General features: G+C 72.5%; 22 protein-coding genes. 11 read left to right on the top strand and 11 right to left on the bottom strand.

What is annotated here, in order from left to right:
* Positions 1-65 precede the first annotated feature (65 nt).
* Together LEL83_RS00635 and LEL83_RS00630 are read right to left on the bottom strand one after the other, a co-directional pair.
* Positions 66-1,025, bottom strand: coding sequence for a helix-turn-helix transcriptional regulator (locus tag LEL83_RS00635; protein WP_225557326.1), 960 nt, complete (start codon positions 1,023-1,025; stop codon positions 66-68).
* A 48-nt stretch (positions 1,026-1,073) separates the two neighbouring features.
* Positions 1,074-2,015 (bottom strand): sugar-binding transcriptional regulator, encoded by a 942-nt coding sequence (locus tag LEL83_RS00630; RefSeq protein WP_225557325.1) that lies wholly within the window; start codon positions 2,013-2,015, stop codon positions 1,074-1,076.
* Between the two features lie 212 nt (positions 2,016-2,227).
* On the opposite strand from LEL83_RS00630, the gene LEL83_RS00625 reads away from it, so the two are divergent.
* A complete protein-coding gene (locus tag LEL83_RS00625; RefSeq protein ID WP_198656492.1) occupies positions 2,228-3,967 on the top strand; it encodes a glycerol-3-phosphate dehydrogenase/oxidase in 1,740 nt (579 codons plus the stop codon).
* A gap of 84 nt (positions 3,968-4,051) precedes the next feature.
* Here the strand turns inward: LEL83_RS00625 and LEL83_RS00620 are convergent, their stop codons facing one another.
* Positions 4,052-4,708: a histidine phosphatase family protein gene (locus LEL83_RS00620; RefSeq protein ID WP_225557324.1), complete on the bottom strand. Its 657-nt coding sequence runs from the start codon at positions 4,706-4,708 to the stop codon at positions 4,052-4,054.
* A 168-nt stretch (positions 4,709-4,876) separates the two neighbouring features.
* Between LEL83_RS00620 and LEL83_RS00615 the strand changes: the two genes are divergently transcribed.
* Positions 4,877-5,401 carry a DinB family protein gene (locus tag LEL83_RS00615; RefSeq protein WP_225557323.1) on the top strand — a complete coding sequence of 175 codons (525 nt, stop codon included), beginning with the start codon at positions 4,877-4,879 and terminating at the stop codon, positions 5,399-5,401.
* 96 nt (positions 5,402-5,497) lie between these two features.
* Here LEL83_RS00615 and LEL83_RS00610 read toward each other — a convergent pair whose 3' ends face one another.
* Entirely contained in the window at positions 5,498-6,460 is a 963-nt protein-coding gene (locus tag LEL83_RS00610; protein ID WP_198656496.1) for a sugar-binding transcriptional regulator, read from the bottom strand.
* A gap of 111 nt (positions 6,461-6,571) precedes the next feature.
* Here LEL83_RS00610 and LEL83_RS00605 point away from each other — a divergent pair, with 111 nt between their 5' ends.
* From LEL83_RS00605 to LEL83_RS00590, 4 genes are all read left to right on the top strand, one after another.
* A complete protein-coding gene (locus LEL83_RS00605; protein ID WP_198656497.1) occupies positions 6,572-7,054 on the top strand; it encodes a ribose-5-phosphate isomerase in 483 nt (160 codons plus the stop codon).
* Between the two features lie 143 nt (positions 7,055-7,197).
* Complete coding sequence (locus tag LEL83_RS00600) at positions 7,198-8,274, top strand: LolA family protein (protein WP_225557322.1); 1,077 nt, start codon at positions 7,198-7,200, stop codon at positions 8,272-8,274.
* A gap of 29 nt (positions 8,275-8,303) precedes the next feature.
* Positions 8,304-9,269 carry an ABC transporter ATP-binding protein gene (locus LEL83_RS00595; RefSeq protein ID WP_225557321.1) on the top strand — a complete coding sequence of 322 codons (966 nt, stop codon included), beginning with the start codon at positions 8,304-8,306 and terminating at the stop codon, positions 9,267-9,269.
* The gene (locus LEL83_RS00590; protein WP_225557320.1) at positions 9,256-10,107 is read left to right on the top strand and encodes an ABC transporter permease; all 852 of its coding nucleotides are present in this window, start codon (positions 9,256-9,258) and stop codon (positions 10,105-10,107) included. Before LEL83_RS00595 ends, LEL83_RS00590 begins: the two co-directional genes overlap by 14 nt.
* A 41-nt stretch (positions 10,108-10,148) precedes the next feature.
* Here LEL83_RS00590 and LEL83_RS00585 read toward each other — a convergent pair whose 3' ends face one another.
* Both LEL83_RS00585 and LEL83_RS00580 read right to left on the bottom strand, forming a co-directional pair.
* Positions 10,149-11,210, bottom strand: a complete 1,062-nt coding sequence (locus LEL83_RS00585; protein WP_225557319.1) for an NADP-dependent oxidoreductase — start codon at positions 11,208-11,210, stop codon at positions 10,149-10,151.
* Positions 11,211-11,382: 172 nt separating this feature from the next.
* On the bottom strand, positions 11,383-12,297 hold the full coding sequence (locus LEL83_RS00580) for a metallophosphoesterase (protein WP_225557318.1): 915 nt from the start codon (positions 12,295-12,297) through the stop codon (positions 11,383-11,385).
* A 59-nt stretch (positions 12,298-12,356) separates the two neighbouring features.
* On the opposite strand from LEL83_RS00580, the gene LEL83_RS00575 reads away from it, so the two are divergent.
* Positions 12,357-13,367, top strand: a complete 1,011-nt coding sequence (locus tag LEL83_RS00575) for a threonine aldolase family protein (protein WP_225557317.1) — start codon at positions 12,357-12,359, stop codon at positions 13,365-13,367.
* Positions 13,368-13,397: 30 nt separating this feature from the next.
* Here the strand turns inward: LEL83_RS00575 and LEL83_RS00570 are convergent, their stop codons facing one another.
* Positions 13,398-13,682: a hypothetical protein gene (locus LEL83_RS00570; RefSeq protein WP_225557316.1), complete on the bottom strand. Its 285-nt coding sequence runs from the start codon at positions 13,680-13,682 to the stop codon at positions 13,398-13,400.
* A 308-nt stretch (positions 13,683-13,990) separates the two neighbouring features.
* On the opposite strand from LEL83_RS00570, the gene LEL83_RS00565 reads away from it, so the two are divergent.
* Both LEL83_RS00565 and LEL83_RS16100 read left to right on the top strand, forming a co-directional pair.
* The gene (locus LEL83_RS00565; RefSeq protein WP_225557381.1) at positions 13,991-15,184 is read left to right on the top strand and encodes an alpha-hydroxy acid oxidase; all 1,194 of its coding nucleotides are present in this window, start codon (positions 13,991-13,993) and stop codon (positions 15,182-15,184) included.
* A gap of 236 nt (positions 15,185-15,420) precedes the next feature.
* Complete coding sequence (locus LEL83_RS16100) at positions 15,421-16,404, top strand: glycoside hydrolase family 16 protein (RefSeq protein WP_225557315.1); 984 nt, start codon at positions 15,421-15,423, stop codon at positions 16,402-16,404.
* Positions 16,405-16,488: 84 nt separating this feature from the next.
* On the opposite strand, the gene LEL83_RS00555 is transcribed toward LEL83_RS16100, so the two are convergent.
* Positions 16,489-16,851 carry a hypothetical protein gene (locus tag LEL83_RS00555; protein WP_198656507.1) on the bottom strand — a complete coding sequence of 121 codons (363 nt, stop codon included), beginning with the start codon at positions 16,849-16,851 and terminating at the stop codon, positions 16,489-16,491.
* 100 nt (positions 16,852-16,951) lie between these two features.
* Between LEL83_RS00555 and LEL83_RS00550 the strand changes: the two genes are divergently transcribed.
* Positions 16,952-17,347 (top strand): hypothetical protein, encoded by a 396-nt coding sequence (locus tag LEL83_RS00550; protein WP_225557314.1) that lies wholly within the window; start codon positions 16,952-16,954, stop codon positions 17,345-17,347.
* Positions 17,348-17,387: 40 nt separating this feature from the next.
* On the opposite strand, the gene LEL83_RS00545 is transcribed toward LEL83_RS00550, so the two are convergent.
* A complete protein-coding gene (locus tag LEL83_RS00545) occupies positions 17,388-17,852 on the bottom strand; it encodes a hypothetical protein (RefSeq protein WP_225557313.1) in 465 nt (154 codons plus the stop codon).
* Positions 17,853-17,956: 104 nt separating this feature from the next.
* Positions 17,957-18,523: a hypothetical protein gene (locus LEL83_RS00540; protein WP_225557312.1), complete on the bottom strand. Its 567-nt coding sequence runs from the start codon at positions 18,521-18,523 to the stop codon at positions 17,957-17,959.
* A gap of 118 nt (positions 18,524-18,641) precedes the next feature.
* Here LEL83_RS00540 and LEL83_RS00535 point away from each other — a divergent pair, with 118 nt between their 5' ends.
* Positions 18,642-19,334, top strand: coding sequence for an NUDIX hydrolase (locus LEL83_RS00535; RefSeq protein WP_372454418.1), 693 nt, complete (start codon positions 18,642-18,644; stop codon positions 19,332-19,334).
* On the opposite strand, the gene LEL83_RS00530 is transcribed toward LEL83_RS00535, so the two are convergent.
* Entirely contained in the window at positions 19,246-20,475 is a 1,230-nt protein-coding gene (locus LEL83_RS00530) for an ROK family protein (RefSeq protein ID WP_225557311.1), read from the bottom strand. The genes LEL83_RS00535 and LEL83_RS00530 overlap by 89 nt on opposite strands.
* Positions 20,476-20,641: the final 166 nt, after the last annotated feature.

Here is a 20,641-nt window from a genome sequence, read left to right as displayed (position 1 = left end):
ACCGTCCCACCGAAGATCCGAGCAGGATCAGCCGGATCCGTGCGACGTGATTCGGCGGAGCGCCGTCAGCTGCCGCGCAGGGACTCGCTCGGCAGCTCACCGAACCGGGTGCGGTACGTCGCCGAGAAGCGACCGAGGTGTCCGAATCCCCAGGTCCGCGCGACCTCGGCGACCGTCGTCTCGTCGAAGCCGCTGCTCACCAAGTCGGTGCGCGCGCCGTCGAGCCGCACGCCGCGCAGCAACTCGCCCGGCGTCTGGTCGAGGTGCCGCCGGAGCGACTGCTGCAGGCCGCGCGGGCTCAGTCCCGCGGCGCTCGCGATCTCCGGCGTGCCGATCGACTCGCGGGCGTGCTCGTGCACGAACTCCAGGGCACGGCGCAGCCGCTCGTGCTCGGGACCGCTGCCGGACACCGCGGCGCGCCAGCGGTCGCGGCGGGGGAACGCCCGGATCGCCGCGGTCGCGAACGCCTCGGCGATGTCGCGCTGCTCGATCGGACTCATCGGACGCTCGACGTCGAGCCAGGTCGACGAGTGCCGGCGCACCACCGCCTGCCAGAGCGCCGCGCCCTCGGACGTCGGCCGCCGCATCGTGTCGAAGGCGAAGTCGTCGTCCCCGGCGATCGCCCGGACGAAGTCGCGGTCCAGGTGCACCAGGTTCAGGGCGATGTCGCGGTGGTGCAGCTCGTAGGGCTCGGCGAAGGGCAGCACGACGGGGACGCCCGCCTGCAGCTCGTGTTCCTCGCCCCCGGAGGTGATCCGGCTCGAGCCGTGCCGCAGCCAGGCCACCAGGAACTGGTCGTCGACGCGGCTCTCGCTCCGCAGGTCCACAAGGAACCGCGAGGAGCGGAGCGACATGCGCTCGTCACCGACCCCGGCGAAGTCCCAGTACGCGTTCTCGTGGGTGCGCCGGACGACCGGGGCCCGGAAGTCGTAGTCGCCCGTGAAGAACGCGAGCGCCTCGTCCACGTCGTTGCCGACGAGCCGGCGGCGGTACCGCTCGGAGGGCTGTTCGAGAGAAGGCAGCATGGTGCAGAACGTATTGGTACCCACCGACAATCTGCTTCAGATGCTGACTCAGGGCTGCAGGATGGCCTGTCCGACGCTCTCGTCCAGGATCAGGTCGGTCACGAGTCCCGAGGCCAGTGCCCCGCGCAACGAGGCGGCCTTCGAGCGACCGGCCACGACGCACACCCGTCGCGGCGCGCGCTTGATCGTGTCCAGGTCGGGTCCGCCCGCGCGGGCGTTCACACCGATGTCCCGCCACGACCCGTCGGCCCGGTAGAACACCGTCGACACGTCGCCGACGACCTGTGCCCGGGTGAGCTCCTCGCGGTCCGCCGGGTCGAGGTACCCGCCGGAGTACACGTGCGAGGGCACCGGCGCCTGCGGGGCACCCACACCGAACACGACCAGGTCCATCCGCTCGTGCATGTCGAGCACGCGGCGGATCGAACGCTCGCGGAACAGGGCCTCCTTGGTGGCGGGGTCGTCGAAGAAGGCCGGTACGGGGAACTGCTGCACGAAGGCGCCGTACGCCTCGCCGAACCGCCGCAGGATCTCCGAGGCGTACACGATGCCCGTCGTGCGGGTGTTCGCGGCCCCGTTGATCTGCACGATCGTCGACCCGTGCGTGGTCTTCGGCACGAGGTACCGGCTCACCGCGCTCACCGTCGAGCCCCACGACAGCCCGATCACCATGTTCGACTCGACGTACTGCGTCAGGATCCGGGCGGCCGACAGCGCGACCCGTTCGAGCCGGTCGACGTCGCTCGTGTGGTCGGGCACCGGCACGACGTGCGCGTGCACCCCGAACCGCGACCGGATCGACCGGCTGAGGGCCGCGGCCTGGTCCAGGGGCGACCGGATCTGGATGTCGACCAGGCCGGTGTCGCGCGCGTACTTGAGCAGGCGGGACACCGACGAGCGCGACGTACCGAGCTCGTCGGCGATGGCGTCCATCGTCAGGTCCTGCAGGTAGTACAGGTGCGCGGCGCGCAGCGCCTGCTGGGTGCGCATGGGCTGACCCGCATCGCTCATGGTGCTCCGATCTGTCGAACGCAACCATGCACGGACGTGCAGGGCGTCTGCAACCCCGGCCGAGCCTCCAGACCGCCCGTTCGCACTGCGCGACACCTGTTCTGCACGTTCGTGCACCCAGGTTGCCCGCAATGCGCGACGAGCGCACGATCGTTGGTGACCCCACGAACGGACGAAGGAAGCGACGAACCATGTCGAAGAAGACACAGCCCCGGAACACGGTGACCGCCCTCACCGAGCGCCCGAATGCACAGGTCCTCGTCGTCGGCGGCGGCATCAACGGCATCGCCACCTTCCGCGACCTCGCGCTGCAGGGTGTCGACGTCGCCCTGGTCGAGCGCGGCGACTACGCCTCCGGTGCCTCGGCGGCGTCGAGCCACATGATCCACGGCGGCATCCGCTACCTGGAGAACGGCGAGTTCCGCCTGGTGCGCGAGAGCGTGCAGGAGCGCAACGGCCTGATCCGCATCGCCCCGCACTACGTCAAGCCGCTGCAGACGACGATGCCGATCTTCTCGACGTTCTCCGGCATCATGAACGCCCCGCTGCGCATGCTGACCCACAAGCAGCGCTCCACCAAGGAGCGCGGCGCGATGCTCATCAAGATCGGCATGACGATCTACGACTCCTTCTCGCGCGACGGCGGCTCCGTCCCGAAGCACGTCTTCCGCACCAAGAAGGCGGCGCTCGAGGACATGCCGGCCCTCAACAAGGACCTGAAGTACACGGGCACCTACTACGACGCGAGCGTGCACGAGCCGGAGCGTCTGGCCCTCGACGTCCTGAAGGACGGCCTGACCGCCGGCACCGGGACCGGCTCCGCGGCGACCGCCCGCGCGACGAACTACGTCGAGGCCGCCGGCACCCGCGACGGCGGCGTGCTGCTGCGCGACCGCGAGACGGGCGACGAGTTCGTGTTCACCGCCGACGTCGTGATCAACGCATCGGGGCCCTGGACCGACCTGACGAACGAGGCGTTCGGCGGCGAGACGAAGTTCATGGGCGGCACGAAGGGCTCGCACATCGTCGTCCACAACGACGAGCTGCTCGAGGCCACCAAGGGCCGTGAGCTGTTCTTCGAGAACGACGACGGCCGCATCGTCCTCATCTACCCGCTCAAGGGCCGGGTGCTCATCGGCACGACCGACATCGACGCCGACCCCGCGAAGCCGGTCACGACGACCGACGAGGAGATCGACTACTTCTTCGGGCTCGTCAAGCACGTGTTCCCGCAGATCGAGGTCACCCGCGACCACATCGTCTACAGCTACTCCGGCATCCGCCCGCTCCCCCGCCACGAGGACACCGCCCCCGGCTTCGTGTCCCGCGACTACCGGATCGTGGACACCCAGATCGCCGGCCTGCCGGAGTCGACCGTGCTGTCGCTCGTCGGTGGCAAGTGGACGACCTTCCGCGCCCTCGCCGCACACCTGTCCACCGAGGCGACGACCAAGCTCGGCATCACCCGCAAGGTCGACACCACCGGCATGCCGATCGGCGGCGGCAAGGACTTCCCGGCCACTGACGCGCAGCGCGCCCTGTGGATCAAGTCGCACCGCGACGGCCTGGACGAGTCCCTCGTCGAGGGCCTGCTCGAGCGCTACGGCACCCGTGCCGCCGAGGTCGTGGACGTCCTGACCGACGGCCCGGTCGAGGCCCTGGAGTCGGACCCGTCGCTCACCCGCGCCGAGGTCGCGTACTTCGCCCGCCACGAGCAGGCCGTCCACCTGGTCGACGTCGTCCTGCGCCGCACGAACCTGGCGTTCGTCGGCGGCGTCACGATCGAGCTGCTCGACGAGCTGGCCGACGTGCTCGCCGGTGCGCTCGACTGGACGACCGAGGAGCGCGCGGACGAGGTGCAGCGCACGCTCGACGTGCTGCGCGAGTCGCACGGCGTCATCGTGCCGCTGACGTCGGCGCAGCTCGCGTAGTCGACGCGACAGACGGACGGGAGGCGCGGTGCCAGCTGGCACCGCGCCTCCCGTCCGTCTGCTGCTCGCGTCAGCGCCCGCGCGTCAGAACCGCTCGCCGGTGGGGTCGAGCGCCGTGCGGTCGATGAGCTGGTCGCCGCCGACCGGCTCGCCCTCCCAGTCGACCAGGCGCCAGCCGTCGGCCGAGGAGCCCTCGAGCTCGACGATGCCGGTGTTCTCCAGGTTCCGCTTCGTGCCGAAGTGGTCCGGCGTGTTCTGCGCCGCGGCGCTCGCCCAGGTGCGGATGGCGGCACCGTGGCTCACGGCAGCGGCGACCGCGACCCCGGAGGCCTCGATCTGGCGCACGGCGTCGTCGTACCGCTCGAAGAACTCGGTGCCGCTCTCGCCGCCCGGCATCCGGGTGGTCCGGTCACCGCCTGACCAGCCGTGCACGGTGGAGATGTAGGTCTGCACCGACACCTTGTCGTTCTTGCCCTGGGTGTCGCCCGCCTCGATCTCGCGGAGCCCGGGCAGGACGACGGGTTCGAGCCCGAGCGCGGTCGCCAGCGGTGCCGCCGTGATCTGCGTCCGGACCATGGTCGACGCGAACAGGCGCTCGATCCCCCGGTCGGCGAGCGCCGCCGGCAGGGCGTCGGCCTGCTGCTGCCCGAGCTCGGTCAGTCCGGGTCCGGGCACCACGGCATCGAGGATGCCGTGCACGTTCGCGGGGGTCTGGCCGTGGCGGATGAGCAGCAGTCGCATGCCGCCACCCTACGGACCGCCGCCGACGCGTGGATCTCGCACTGCGCGAGGGCGAGCGCGGATGCGTGCGCATGTTCCGACATCGCACCGGTCGATCGACGGGTGGATCGTCGCACTGCTCGTGTGCGCGCGGTGACCTCCGCGCGCCGAGGCCCTACCATCGGCAGCGTGGCGATCGAACCCGAGACGAAGAACTGGACGTGGGTCATCGAGTCCGCGTGTCCCGAGTGCGGCTACGACGGCAGCGTGGTGACCGTCCGCGACGTGCCGGGCATCATCGACGAGAACACCGCCGCGTGGCCGGAGGTCCTCCGGCGCGACGACGTGCGCGACCGTCCGGACGACCACACCTGGTCGCCGCTCGAGTACGGCGCCCACGTGCGGGACGTGCACCGGAAGATGGCCGAGCGCCTCGAGCTCATGCTCACCCAGGACACCCCGACCTTCGCGAACTGGGACCAGGACGCCACCGCCGTCGAGGACCGCTACTCCGAGCAGGACCCCGCGGTCGTCGCCGAGGAGCTGCGCGAGTCGGCTGACCGCGCGGCCCGGGCCTTCGCGGCGGTCCCCGACGAGGTGCTCGAGCGCACCGGGCTCCGGTCCGACGGCAGCGCCTTCACCGTCGCGACGCTCGCCACCTACTACGCGCACGACCCGGTGCACCACCTGTGGGACGTGCGGCGCACGCCCTAGACGCGGGGACCACCGGCCGGGAGGCGCGGCGCGGCGCCGCACCGCGCCTCCCGTCCGGCGACGGTCACCACCGGATCCGGCACCGACCGGGATCGGTCAGGCGAGGGCGTCGAGCACGGCCCGCGCGGTCGCGGCGTCCGTGACGAGCTCGTTCACGAGCCCGCCGTGCACCGCGCCGATGATGCTCGGGACCTTCGCGCTGCCGACGGCGACCCCCACGGCGTGCGGCACCGACGCCAGGATCTCGCGCGAGGTCCGCACCATCCGGTCGCTGCCGGGGAACTCGATGGCCGAACCGTCGGCGGCGTAGAAGTTCAGGCAGACGTCACCCGCGGCGTGGTCGAACACGGCGTCGTCGGTCGGGATGCCCCTGGCCAGGGCGTCGCGGGTGGGGGTGGGTGCACCGATCCCGAGGATCGCACCCTTCGCGCGGCTCCAGAGTCCGACGACGTGCTGGAACGCCGGGTCCTCGTCGAGGGTCGACCGCATCGCGGGCGAGGGCAGCGCCTGCGCGAACAGGAACGCCGGGATGGCGCCCGAGTGCTCGGCGGCGGTGCGCGTGATCTCGTTCGTCTGGAACCACGGCATCGGGTCGGTCTGCCCGCCCACGGTCGGCACGAGCTGGACACCCGGCATCGTCGGCATGCCGGACCGGGCGACGTCGTGGACCGTGCGACCGGACGACATCAGGACGGCGTCGCCGGGGACCAGGCCCATGCCCTCCACCGCCGCGGCGATCGGACCGGCCAGGTCGGCGCCGAGCGTCGCGGCGTGGGTGACCGCGGCGAGGTGCACCGCGCGCAGGCCGAGCACGACCTGCAGGCGTTCGGCGAGCGCCACCGTCTCGTCCTGGAACGGGTCGACGACCTCGATGCGGACGAGTCCGGCCTTGCGGGCCTCGGCGACGAGCCGCGAGACGGTCGGCCGCGAGACCCCCAGGCGGGCCGCGATCTCGACCTGCGTGGCGTCCTCGAGGTAGTACATCCGCGCCGCCTGGTAGACGGTGTCGAGCGGGAAGCGGGTCCGGGCAGCCTCGGCGGTGGGGACGTCGGCGGACATGGGGCGATGCTACCGCCTCTGCTCGGGCAGAAATTGTGTGCTGGACAGATGTCCAGGTGCCGCGCACACTGGGACGGGGCCCGGTGCCACGGGCCGGGAAGGAACACACGCATGACGTACCGTCTCGTGATCGGGTCCGACGATGCCGGGTTCGACTACAAGGAGATCATCAAGGCCGACCTGCTCGCCGACGAGCGCGTGTCGGACGTCACCGACGTCGGGGTGGACGCCGACGGGCACACCGCGTACCCGCACGTCGCGGTGGACGCCGCACGACTCGTGGCGAACGGCGAGGCCGACCGCGCGATCCTGGTCTGCGGCACGGGTCTCGGCGTCGCGATCAGCGCCAACAAGGTGCCCGGCATCCGCGCGGTCACGGCCCACGACTCGTACAGCGTGGAGCGCTCGGTGCTGTCGAACGACGCCCAGGTGCTCTGCATGGGGCAGCGCGTCGTCGGAATCGAGCTCGCGCGCCGCCTGGCGAAGGAGTGGCTCGGCTACGAGTTCGACCGCACCAGCGCGAGCGCGTCGAAGGTCCAGGCGATCTGCGAGTACGACGGCAGCGCGCCCGCCGGCGTCGACGCGCAGGGCTAGCCCCGCGTCCGCAGATCATCCTCCGGGTGGATGGTGGTGCTGCGCGGCGGGGAGCACTGTGGGAGGAGGTCGGACGCCCAGCTGCCTGTCGGCGGGCGGACGTACCGTGCTCACGTCTCTGATGCTCCACGATGGGAATCCCGATGAAGAAGTCAGCCTGGCTGCCAGCCGTCATCGCACCGGTCGTCGTCGCCGGCGCCGTTGCCGCCCCGATGATCGCCAACGCCGCGGACGACCCGATCGCGGGGAAGAACCCCACCGCCGCTGACGTCATCGCGAGCATCGCCGAGTCGTCGGACGCCCAGTACTCCGGCAAGCTCGCGCAGACGAGCGCACTCGGGCTCCCCGAGCTCCCGACCGGCTCCGGCGGTTCCTCGCTCGAGGGCGACGCGTCGGACGTCCTCGGTCTGCTCACGTCGTCGCACACCGCCCGGGTGTACGTCGACGGCCCGGACAAGCAGCGCTTCCAGCTGACGCAGCAGCTCGCCGAGCAGGACGTCGTCCGCAACGGGTCGGACGTCTGGACGTGGGACTCGAAGGACTGCACGGCCACGCACGTGACCCTGCCGAGCGACGCGCCCGAGGACCTGCGGGACGGCACGACCACCCCCGCCGACGTCGCGCGGCAGGCCGTCGACGCGATCACCCCGACCACCACCGTGTCGGGGCCGGCCGCGGTGCGCGTCGCCGGGCACGACGCCTGGCAGATCACCCTGACGCCGAAGTCGTCGGACACCCTCGTCGGTGCCGTGCGCCTGGCCGTCGACCAGCAGACCGGGCTGCCGCTCCGGGCGACCGTCGAGGCCGCCGGCTCGGACGACCCCGCGGTGCAGGTCGGCTTCACGAGCCTCGACTACGGCGCTCCGGCCGCCCGGCTGTTCGACTTCACCCCGCCGTCGAACGCGGAGGTCACCGAGAAGGACCTGTCCGACGCCGCGACCCATGAGCAGCGCGGGCACGGCGGTCACGACCGTGCACGCAGCGGCGACGAACCGACGTTCTCCGGCACGGGCTGGGGCACCATCGCCGAGCTCCCCGCCGGCACGGTCGACCGGTCCGGGCTCGACGGCGAGGCCTCGGGTCTGCTCGACCAGCTGACGAAGCCGGTCGACGGCGGCCGCGCCGTGCAGACCGCCCTGGTGTCCGTCTACCTGACCGACGACGGCCGCGTGCTCGCGGGTGCGGTGCCGGTGTCCTCCCTGGTCGCCGCCGCGAAGTGAGCACGGACGACCCGAGCGTGGGCACGGCCGTGCCCGACGCACCCACGGCCCCGACCGCAGCCGACCTCGCGATCCGCACCACGGGCCTCCAGAAGGTCTTCCGCAGGCAACGCGCGGTCGACGGCATCGACCTGGCGGTGCCGCGCGGGGCCGTCTTCGGGTTCCTCGGACCGAACGGTTCCGGCAAGACCACCACGATCCGGATGCTCCTGGGCCTGTCGAGCGCGACGGGCGGCACGATCGAGGTGCTCGGCCGACCGATGCCCACGGCGCTGCACGACGTCCTGCCGCGGGTCGGAGCACTGGTCGAGGGGCCGGCGTTCTACCCGTACCTGTCCGGCCGTGCGAACCTGCAGCGCTTCGACGCCGCCGACCCCACCTCGGACCCGCGCACCCGGAAGGCTCGCGTGGCGAGCGCCCTCGACCGCGTCGGACTGACCCACGCCGCCGACAAGAAGGCGCACGCGTACTCGCTCGGCATGAAGCAGCGGCTCGGGCTCGCGAACGCCCTGCTCTCGCCGCGGGACCTGCTGGTGCTCGACGAGCCGACGAACGGCCTCGACCCGCAGGGCACCCGCGAGGTCCGCAACCTCATCCGCTCCCTGGCGGACGACGGCACGACGGTGTTCGTGTCGAGCCACCTGCTCGCCGAGATCGAGCAGGTGTGCACGCACGCCGCGGTGATGCGGACGGGTCGGATCGTGGCCCAGGGTCCGCTCGACGAACTCCGGGCCGCCGGAGCCCGCACCGTGACCGTCCGCACGCCGGACGTCGGGCAGGCCGCCACGGTGCTGACCCGGCTCGGACTCGCACCCCGGCACGACGGCGGCGCCGACGTCCTGGTCGCCGACCTGCCGCACGAGCTGCTGCCGGAGACCATCACCGCCGAACTCGTCCGCGCCGACGTGCGGGTGCGTGGCGTGGCGGTGGGCGGCGGCACCCTCGAGGACCTGTTCGTCGCGCTCACCGGAGAGGGATTCGATGTCGCAGCCTGACGCCGCCGTGCCGACCGCACGCCGGCAGCGCCCGTTCGCCCTGCTCGGATCCGAACTCGCCCTGGTCTTCCGACGCCGGCGCACCTGGGCGATGCTCGGGGCGCTCGCGCTCGTGCCGATCCTGATCGCCGTCGCCGTCAAGCTGACGACCGACGGCGACGACGGCGGGCCGGCGTTCCTCGGCGACATCACCAACAACGGCCTGTTCGTGGCCTTCACCGCCCTGACGGTGTCGATCCCGCTGTTCCTGCCGCTCACGGTGGGCGTGGTGGCCGGTGACACCGTCGCGGGCGAGGCGAGCCACGGCACCATCCGCTACCTGCTCGTCGCACCGACGGGCCGGCTGCGGTTCGTGCTCGTGAAGTTCGCCGGGGCGGTGGCGTTCTGCCTCGCCGCCACGCTGCTCGTCGTGCTGGTCGGGGCCGCGATCGGCGCGGTCCTCTTCCCGATCGGCCCGGTGACGCTGCTGTCCGGCACGCAGGTGGGCGGCTGGTCGTACGCCGGGCGCGCGCTGCTGCTGGCGCTGTACGTGGCGATGTCGATGCTCGGACTCGTGGCGATCGGCATGTTCGCCTCGACGCTGACGAACGTGCCGGTGGGCGCGATGGCCGCGACCGTCGTGCTCGCCGGGGCGTCGCAGGTGCTCGACCAGCTCCCCCAGCTCGACTGGCTGCACCCGTTCCTGTTCTCGCACCAGTGGCTCGGGTTCGGCGACCTGCTGCGCGACCCGATCGCGTTCGACTCGTTCAGCGCGAACGCCGTCCTGCAGCTCGGGTACGTCGTGGTCTTCGGGGCGCTCGCGTACAGCCGGTTCGCCTCGAAGGACATCCTGAGCTGACGGAGCGCGGCCGGCACCGTGGTGCCGACCGCGCCCACACCTCAGCTCGCGGGCGTCGCCGATCCGCCGGCCATCGTCTCCGTGTCGGTCCCCCGCGCCTCGGCGTACCGGTCGCGCAGGTCACGGGCCTTCTCGGAGCGGTACCAGTCCAGCCGTGCCCCGGTCTCGACGGTCTGCATGCCGATCACGACCTTGCCGCGCGACTTCATCTCGGCCAGGTCCTCGTACGCCTCGACGATGTACTCGAACGGGTAGAAGCCCGAGATGAGCACCTGCACGCGTCGGTCCTGCACGGCCTTCGTCAGCAGCGTCAGGAGTTCCCGGGTCTCCTCGTCCTCGGCGGGGGCGCGGAGGAACCGCACCTCGATGTCGCGGCGCTCCTCGGAGGACACGAACCGCTTCTCGCTGACGCCGAGCCGCTCGGCCAGCAGTTCCGCGTTGCTCTCGCCGTGGTTGTCGATGAAGGCCGTGATCGGGCGCCCGCCGGCGATGGCGCGGATGCGGTCCTCCTCGCCCTCGCCGTACACGACGGGCAGCGTCCCGATCTGGCGCAGGTAGTCGTGGTTGCGTGCGCTGCCGAGGGCGATCACGGTCGCTCCGGCGTCGTGCGCCAGCTGGCACTCGATGTGACCGACCCCGCCGGCGGCCGCGGTGACGACGACGGTGTCCTCGGGCCCCAGGCGGAGCGATCGCACCACCGACACCGCGGTGCACCCCGCCAGGTACAGGCCGCCGGCGACCTCCCACCCGACGTGTTCCGGCTTCTTGATGACGGCGCCGCGCGGCACGACGATCCAGGTGGCGTGCGCTCCGCCGTTCGGCGCGTGGCCCATCACCTCGTCACCGACCCGCAGGTCCTTCACCCCGTCGCCCTTCGCGCGCACGATGCCGGCGAAGTCCACACCCTGGCGGGCGGGGAACTCCAGGTCGACGTGGTCGCGCAGCTTCCCCTCGCGCAGGAACCGCTCGATGTGGTTCAGGCCGGCGGCGACGGTCTCGACGACGATCTCTCCGGGGCCGGCCGACGGCTTCTCCTGGGGGACGAGTTCGACGACGTCGAAGTCGCCGTACCGGTCGTACTGGACTGCACTGCCGATCCGCATGGCTGCTCCTCTGCTCCGTGTCGCTCCGGCCTACTCGGTGTTCCCGCGTGCAACCCGAACAGGCGGGGTACCGACACACGGACGGGACCCGGTGACGGACGGGAGGCCCGTGGCGGACACGGCCCCGGGCCTCCCGTCCGTCACGGCGCGCGTCCAGCGCGCAGGCGAGCGCTCAGTGCTTGCCGGCCGCCGCGATGACCGACGCGACCGTGGCGGCGTCGATGTGGAACGCGAGCGGTTCGCCCTCGGGACGCGTCGCGCGCACCGGTGTCGACCAGACGGAGCCGTCCGCGGCGACGTCCACGACGAGCGCGCCGCTGTCCAGGGTCGCCGACTCCTCGTCGTGGGCGCCGGTGACGTCCGTGTCGTTCGCGACCCCGGGCGCGACCAGGACCGGCACGCCGGCCAGTGATCCCGCGAAGTGGTGGTGGTAGTGGCCGCCGAGCACGACGCGGACGTCCGAGCCACGCAGGGCCTCGGCGAGCGCGTCGGGGTTCTGCAGCCGCAGGGCCTCGTGCAGCTCGGTCGGAGCCGGCAGGGGCGGGTGGTGCAGGACGACGACGGTGCCGTGCGGAGCGGGTTCGCCGGCGAGCGCCGCGTGGAGCCGCTCGAGCGACGTCCCGTCGATCTCGCCGTACCCGGCGCCGGGGACGCTCGTGTCGACGGTCACGATGCGGCGGCCGGCGACGACCGACTGCCCGGACACCGGGACCTCGGGCGGCAGGTACTCCATCGTGTGCGCCAGCGGCTGACCGCCCTCGCCCAGCACGTGACCGTTCGCGAGCACCTGCCGGAAGCCGTCGCGCAGGTCGTGGTTGCCCGGCACGGCGACGAGGGCCGCTCCGTGCCGCTCGGCCCAGCCACCGATCCGCTCGCGCACCGCGGTGTACGAGGCCGGGCTGCCGTCCTCGGACACGTCGCCCGACACCACGACGAGCCCGACGCCGGGCAGGTCGTCGAGGTGGCCGAGCAGGCGGTCGAGCGCGGCGGTGGTGTCGACCGACCCCTGGTGCAGGGCTCCGTCGCCGGTCAGGTGGGTGTCGGACAGGTGGAGGATCCGGAGGGTCCCGGCGGCGGGCGGCTGCATGTCCACCACGGTAGCCACGGCGGTCGTGCGCCGCGCCGGTCGCGGGTTAGCGTTGCCTGGTGACCGACGCGTTCATCGACCTCCGCTCCGACACCGTCACCCGTCCGACCGCCGCGATGCGCGCAGCGATGCTCGACGTCGAGGTCGGCGACGACGTCTTCGGCGAGGACCCGACGACGAACCTGCTCGAACAGGACGTCGCGGCACTGCTCGGGCACGAGGCCGGCCTGTTCACCCCGACCGGTTCGATGGCGAACCAGCTCGGGCTGCGGCTGCTGGTCGGCCTCGGCGAGGAACTCGTCGCCGACCAGCAGGCCCACGTGGTGCGGGCCGAGCTCGGCGCCGCCGCGGTGTTCTCCGGCATCACCACCCGCACCTGGGCGTCCGACCGCGGGCGGCTGGTCGCCTCGGCCGTGCGGGACATCGCCGAACCGAACGCCGGCGCCTACTCGGTGTCGACCACCGCGATCGCGGTCGAGAACACGCACAACTTCGGCGGCGGCACGGTGCAGCCCGCGTCCGAGGTCTCCGCCGTGCAGGCCTTCGCTCGGGAGCACGGGATCGCGGTGCACCTGGACGGCGCCCGGCTGTGGAACGCGCACGTCGCCTCGGCCACCCCGCTGCACGAGCTGGCCGCCGGGTTCGACACCGTGTCCGTCTGCCTGTCCAAGGGCCTCGGCGCACCGGTCGGCTCGGTGCTCGTCGGCTCGACGGAACGCATCGCGGCGGCGCGGATCTGGCGGAAGCGGTACGGCGGCGGTATGCGGCAGACCGGGTTCCTCGCGGCGGCGGCGCGCTTCGCGGTGACGCACCACGTCGAGCGGCTGGCCGAGGACCACGCGAACGCCCGGGTGCTCGCCGCGGCACTCGACGTCGATCCGGACACCGTCGAGACGAACATCGTGTTCGCCGAGGTGTCCGATCCGCCGGCGTTCGTGGCCGCTGCGGCCGCCGCCGGGGTCCGGGTGATGCAGCTCGGTCCGCGTCGGGTGCGGTTGGTGACGCATCTCGACGTCTCCGACGACGACGCTGCCCGCGCGGCGGAGGTGCTGGCCCGCCTGCCCCGGTGACGAGCGGCGCGAGGACCTGCCCGCAGGGCCTCAGTCGGCCACCGTGTCGGTGTCCGTGTCCGGCGTCCGGCGCGGACCCCACAGGAGTGCCCCGACCACGAGCCACGCGATGGTCGCCAGCACCGCCATGAACCCGAACAACGCCACCAGCGTCGATGCTCCCGACGCGTACCCACCCGCGACGTACGCGTAACCGGAGTCCGACGGTGGCGCGACCATCTGCACCACGACGTTCAGCACGATGAGCGCACCGCCCACCGCGGCGATGGCGCCGAGGGCGAACTGGTAGGGGTTCCGGCCACGCAGGTGTCGCATGCGTCCACCGTAGGGTTCCGGACGGCGCCCGCCCATCCCCCGATGGCGGGGCGGGCGGTGGTGGTCGACAGCAGCCGACGGCAGCGACGACCGGGAGAGGTCCGACCGTTTGCCCGGGTCGACCCGCGGGCAGGTGGCCCTTCCCCGCCCAGATGCCCGAGACGTAGGATGTCTCCATGACCTCGAGCGACGACCAGCACCGCGTCGACCCCGCCACCGGTGCCCCGGCACCGACGACGAGTCCGGCCTCGACCGCCCGGACGCGGGTCCGACGCCAGCTGCCGACCGTCCGCGACCTCGCGCCGTTGATGCAGTTCAAGAAGCCCTCGCTGCCGGGTCGGCGCCAGCGTCTCGAGTCCGCGCTCACCATCTGGGACCTGCGCGACATCGCAGCCCGCCGCACCCCGAAGGCGGCGTTCGACTACACCGAGGGCGCCGCCGAGGCGGAGATCTCCCTCGCCCGTGCCCGGCAGGCGTTCGAGGACATCGAGTTCACCCCGGCGATCCTCCGCGACGTGTCGACGGTCGACACCTCCCGCGACGTGCTCGGCGCGCCCACCGCCCTGCCGTTCGGGATCGCCCCGACCGGCTTCACCCGGATGATGCAGACCGAGGGCGAACGCGCCGGGGCGCGGGCCGCGGGGCGGGCGGGCATCCCGTTCTCGCTCTCCACGATGGGGACCACCGCGATCGAGGACGTCCAGGGCGCGAACCCGCACGGCCGCAACTGGTTCCAGCTGTACATGTGGAAGGACCGCGACAAGTCGATGGCGCTCGTCGACCGAGCCGCGCGCGCCGGCTTCGACACGCTACTGGTCACGGTCGACGTCCCGGTCGCCGGTGCACGCCTGCGGGACAAGCGGAACGGGTTCTCGATCCCGCCGCAGCTCACGCCGAAGACGGTGATCAACGCCATCCCGCGGCCGTGGTGGTGGTTCGACTTCCTCACCACCGAACCCCTCGCGTTCGCGTCGCTCGACCGGTGGTCCGGGACCGTCGGCGAGCTGTTGGACCACATGTTCGACCCGACCGTCACCTACGAGGACCTCGCGTGGATCCGCGACCAGTGGCCCGGCAAGGTCGTCGTGAAGGGCGTCCAGTCCCTCGCCGACGCGAAGCGGCTCGCGTCGATGGGTGTCGACGGGATCACCCTGTCGAACCACGGCGGCCGGCAGCTCGACCGCGCCCCCGTCCCGTTCCACCTGCTCCCGAACGTCGTCAAGGAGGTCGGCGGGGACACCGAGGTGCACCTGGACACCGGCATCATGTCCGGTGCCGACATCGTCGCCGCGGTCGCCCTCGGCGCACGGTTCACGATGGTCGGCCGCGCCTACCTGTACGGGCTCATGGCCGGCGGCGAGGCCGGGGTCGACCGGGTGATCCAGATCCTCACCGAGCAGATCGAACGCACCATGCGCCTGCTCGGCGTCGCCACACTCGACGAACTCGAACCGGCACACGTCACCCAGCTGCAGCGGTTGCAGCCGATCCCCCGCCCCTGAGGACACCGGACCCCGTCCTCCGATTTCCGTGACACCCCCCGAACGGGGCACGCATGGTGCAAGATGTCCGTGGACGCGTCAACGATCCCCTCGGCACCCGGCCGGCTGACGCGCCGTCCCTCCCCGCATCCTGCGCCCGAAGCACCCGAGGAGCCCGTCATCACGACCCGAAGCACGTGCACGCCCACGCGCGGCACGACCCCAGACACCCGCACCCACACCCGCCGGAGCCCGCGGTGAACCGCCGGCGTCGCGCCGTCCTGGTGGCAGCGGCCGCCAGCGCCCTGGTCATCGGCGTCCCCACCGCCGCCGCCGCCCACCCGTGGTGCGACTGGCGCGACGGCGGACACCGACCGCCGAGCGCCGCCCCGGTCCCCGCACCGACGGACTCCCCGGAGCCTGCGGACGAGTCGACCGTGACCGCCGAGCCCGCTCCGCCCGCCGACGAACCGACGCCCGTCGACGACGCCGCCTCGGCGCCGGTCGAGGACACCGTGCAGCCCGACGAGGCCACCGCACCCGCCGAGGCCGGACCCGCCGACGACGACCCCGAGGCCGACCCGGCACCGGAGCCCGCGTCGCTCGCCGACCTCGCGGCGATCGCCCCCGACGTCTCGTTCGTCGAGGACTTCGACGTGCCGGCCGCGACGGGTCTCGTCACCGCGGCCTACCCGCAGTCGTGGCAGCCCTACCCCGACGGCACCTCCGGCATCTACGCCCCGAGCCGGACCGTCTCCGTGCACGACGGCGTCCTCGACGTCGCGCTCGGCACCGGTGCCGGCGCAGCGGGCACGTTCGGTTCCGCCGACGGCGCGTGGGACCACGTCGGCGGCTCGTTCTCCGTGCGCGCGAAGGCGACCGGTGGCGACGGCAACGGTGCGGCGTTCATGCTGTGGCCGACGTCGAACGTGTGGTCCGACGGCGAGATCGACTTCCCCGAGGGCAACTTCGAGTCGAACCCGTCCGTGTTCCACCACTCGATGACGCCGGGGCGGGAAGCCGAGCGCGTCCAGGTCGACACCGGCGTCTCGTGGCGGGACTGGCACACCTACACGGTGGACTGGGTGCCCGGCGAATCCGTCACGTACAGCGTCGACGGCACCGAGTTGCGGACCATCACCGAGGACGTGCCCACCACGCCGCACCGGTTCATGTTCCAGGTCGGCAACTGGGGCGACGAGGGCAACCTGCTCATCGACTGGGTCTCGACGACCGAGTAGCGTCCGCAGGTCCGCACGTCACGGACGGGAGGCCCGGTGCCAGCTGGCACCGGGCCTCCCGTCCGTCACGTGGTCGCGACCGGCTCAGCGACGCTCGTCGACGAGGGCGACGAAGCGGCTGCCGATGCCCTCGACCTCGCGCCGGGTCAGCCCGGCGGTCGGCTCGGGCGCCTGGTACGGCGCGTGGTAGTCGCACATCAGGTGGTCCCAGTCCGGCCACCACTTCTTCGGCCGCGCGGTCTCGGCGTAGTGGCAGACCACGCACTCCAGGCGCACCCAGACCTTCTTGGTGCCGGTGCGGTTCGCGCGCGACTGCACGAGCCAGGCGGGCGGATCCTGCTCGATCGCCTCGAGCTCGGCTTCGCTGAGGCGGACGGGCAGCCCGTGGTGGGTCGCCATCTCGAGGGGGATGTCGAGCCGGATGGCGGCGTCGCGGCGGGAGAGCATCCGTCCAGGGTAGGTCCTGCGCGGCTCTCGCCACGGCGGCGGTCGACCGGATCGGCTCGACGTCCGGGGTTCCGCCCGCGCCGCCGCCTAGGCTGCGACGGTGACCAGGACGCGGACGACCACCCGACGAGCGATCGTCGCGACCGTCCTCATCGTCGGCGCCGCGGCCCTGTTCTTCGGTCTGCGCACCGCCGTCTTGTTCGCGGGCGCGACCGAAGGCGACGTCCCGGCGACCTCGTCGATCCCCCTGCCGGCAGGGAGCACGGTGGTCGACGAGGACGAGGGGTGCGCCTCCGGCGGGTGTTGGGCACTCGTGTCCGTGCAGCCCCCAGCGGGCACGACCCCGGCCGAGCTGTCGACGAGGTTGGGCACCGAGCCGTTCGCTAGGCTGCCCGGGACGCTGTGGGATCCGCGCGTCGTCAACCTGACGTCGGAGGTCCGGGGCGAGTTCCTCGTGATCCGAGCGGACTACTGGTCCCGCGACGCCCCGCCCTGATCCGCGGGCGGTCCGCCGCCCGTGCCGCCACCGGCGGTGGTCAGTGGCTGTCGGTCATCCCGCTGCTGACGTACGAGGAGTCGACCGTGTCGTCGGTGAGCGTGCAGTTGTAGATGGCGTACGGGTCGGTGTGCCCGTCGTCGAAGGTGAAGGGGTAGATGAGCTGGTAGGTCCCGTCGCTGCCCGTGTACCCCGACGGGTCCTCCGTGAACGTCAGGGTGACCCCGGCGTCCGCGGCCCCCTTGCTGCACTCGTCGTGGATGTGCTGCGCGAGCGACGGTGTCCCGGACCCCTGCGACGGAGACGACGACGGAGTCGACGGGGTCTCGGGAGTGGGGGCGTCCGTCGCGGTCGGCGACGTGGACGGGACCGGGGTCTCGTCCCCGGCGATCGCCGTGGTGGCGGACGGCGACGGAGTCGGGGCGCTCGTTGCGCAACCGGTGAGGGCGGCGACCGTGACGCAGGCAGCCAGTGCGGTGACGCTGAGGCGGGTTCGGGTGTGCATGGGTGTCTCTCCTTCGGTCGGAGCAGGGCGCGCTCACTGAGAGATGTCGTGCGACGGCCGATCCTGACACGGTGCCCCACAGCGGTGCGACGGCCGGGCTCGGATCAGCCCGCCTGGTTCGCCGGCGAGTCGGTCCGGGAAGCGTCGGGCTGGTCGATGGTCCAACTGCCGCGCAGTGCCGTCAACAGGTGCTCGATGTTCCGCAGTGCCCGTCGGGTCTCCCACACCGAGTAGGCGCACGCCCCGACGAACAGCACCAGGATGAGCCACCAGAACGGGCTGACGGTGGCCGCCGCCCAGACGGAGAACGCCGCGAACAGCACCACCATGACCGGCACGACGACCCGGTTGTTGCGGTACCGCTTGCGCGTCGACTCGAGCTCGCGCGTCCACACGACGTGGTCGACGTGCTCGGGCAGCTCGCCGCTCCGGACCGCACGCTGGATCGCCGCCGCCGTCTCCGTCCCGCCTGCGCGACGGCGCCGGTGTGCGATGAGGAACCCGAAGAAGGTCGTCATGACGAGGGCGTAGAAGAAGGAGCCGACGGCCCGCGCGACCAGGGAGTCGGTGTCCTGGTCCGACACGAGACCGATGGCGAAGTACAGGCCACCGACCAGGACGAACAGGATCGGCAGCAGCGCCGGGAGGGGCAGTGAGCGGAAGCGGTCCATCGTGTCTCTCCTGGTTGTCCGAGCGATCCTCGCTCTGATCACCCTGCCCACGCCACCCGGGAGCACCCTGAGCGGGCGCACCGGCCGGAGGGCTCAGCGGCACGCCTAGGGTGAACGGGTGGCGCAGGACGGATCAGCACGGGCAGCACTCGCGGCGGTGGCAGCGGCCGGCTGGGGCGACGCCGCGCCACCCTTCGAGCCGGGCGACACCTTCTCGCCCCGACGAGCGGCCGTGCTCATGCTCTTCGGCACGCTCGACCACACCGCGAGCGACCGCCCGGCGCTGGCCTCCGCGGTCCCCCGCGAGCTCGACGTCCTGCTGCTCGCCCGTGCCGCGACCCTCCGCTCGCACGCGGGCGAGGTGGCCTTCCCGGGCGGCCGTGTCGACCCGGGTGATGCCGATGCCGTCGCTGCTGCGCTCCGCGAGGCACAGGAGGAGACGGGCCTCGACCCGAGGGGCGTCGAGGTGCTCGGCACGCTGCCGTCGGTACCGCTGGCGTTCTCGAACCACCTGGTGCGACCCGTCATCGGCTGGTGGCGGGACCCGTCACCGATCCGGGTCGTCGACGACCAGGAGTCGGCCGCGGTGTTCCGGGTACCGGTCGCCGACCTGCTCGACCCGGCGCACCGGGGCGTCACCGTGATCCGGCGCAGTGGTCAGGAGTGGCGCGGCCCGGCGTTCACCATCGAGGCCGACGGCGACGAGCACCTGGTGTGGGGGTTCACCGCGATGCTGCTGGATGCGCTGTTCGCCCGGCTCGGCTGGACGGAGCCGTGGGACCGCGATCGGGAGATCCCGCTGCCCGGCTGAGCAGGGGGAACGACAGCGGGTCGGCCCGCACCGCGTCGACCGCGTGGGCCACGGCCCCGATGACGACGACGTCGGCCCCGAGCGAGGACGCGACGAGTTCGGGGACCGGGTCGAAGTGCCCCTCGGCGAGCAGGTCGCGTGCGCGGTCGATGACGGCGACGGCGGGCTGGGCGATCGCGCCGGCGACCACCACGCGGTCGATGTCGAGCAGGCTCGCGAGCAGGATGCAGACCCGGGCCAGGCGGTCGCCCAACCGGTCGACGATCGTGCGGGCGACCGGATCACCGCTCCGTGCGGCCGCGAACACCAGGGCGGCGTCGGCGGCGAGCGCGGTGTCGGCGGGGATGAGCCCGGCGGCGACGGCGTCGGCCACGAACGTGCGGGCGACGGCACCGATGCCGTCGGACGAGCCGACACCCTCGACGAGTTCGAGGACCCGCATCTCCCCCGCACCGCCGTGGGCACCGCGCAGCAGGACCCCGTCGACGACGAGCCCGGCACCGAACCGTTCGCCGGACAGCAGCGCGGCGAACGAGGCGTCTCCCGAGGACGGCCGTTCGGCGAGCGCGGCGAGGTTCGCGTCGTTCTCGACCAGCACCCGCCCGTGCGGCACCGCGTCGGCGAACCCGGGGTTCATCCGGACCCAGAAGCCACCGTCGTCGGGTGACGCCCCGGCCGCGTCGACCGGTGCGGGGATGCCCACGACGGTGACCAGGACCCGGGCGCGGTCGACGTCGGCCGATGCGAGTGCGGCCGCCACGGTGTCGGCCAGGACCCCGAGCCGCACGGGCACGTCGAGGCCCGATTCGCCGAGCGCCCCCTCGGCACGACCCAGCACGGTGCCGCGCAGGTCGGCGACGAACGCCGTCACCCGGTGCTGCCCGGCGTCCACGCCGACGACGACGCCGGCGGCGGTGTCGAGCGCGTAGCGACGGGCCGGGCGCCCCATCCGGTACTCCCCCGCGGCGCGGGCGTCGTCGAGCTCGCACATCCAGCCGAGCCGGACGAGTTCCTCGGCCGCGCTCAGCACGGTGGACCGGGTCAGGCCGGTGGCGTCGATCGCCTCGGTCGCGGTGAACGCCGACGAGTCGAAGGCGTACGCGAGCAGCGTCTCTGCGCTCGTTCCACGGGGTGGCGGCATGCCGTGACCCTATCGCGCGACGAGTTCCTTGCGGAATTCGATTTTCTCGCTACATTTAGTCCTGCGAGCGGCAGCGGAGCCGTTCGCAGGTCGGAACGGCAGGGACGCCGGGTCCGGACGGACGGAGACGACGTGCAAGCACACGCCACCGCCAGGAGCACGGCAT

It is taken from the genome of Curtobacterium oceanosedimentum (assembly GCF_020297365.1).
GTDB lineage: Bacteria > Actinomycetota > Actinomycetes > Actinomycetales > Microbacteriaceae > Curtobacterium.
Note: the sequence above shows the minus strand (reverse complement) of the source record. Positions and strands in the feature narration are given on the sequence as shown.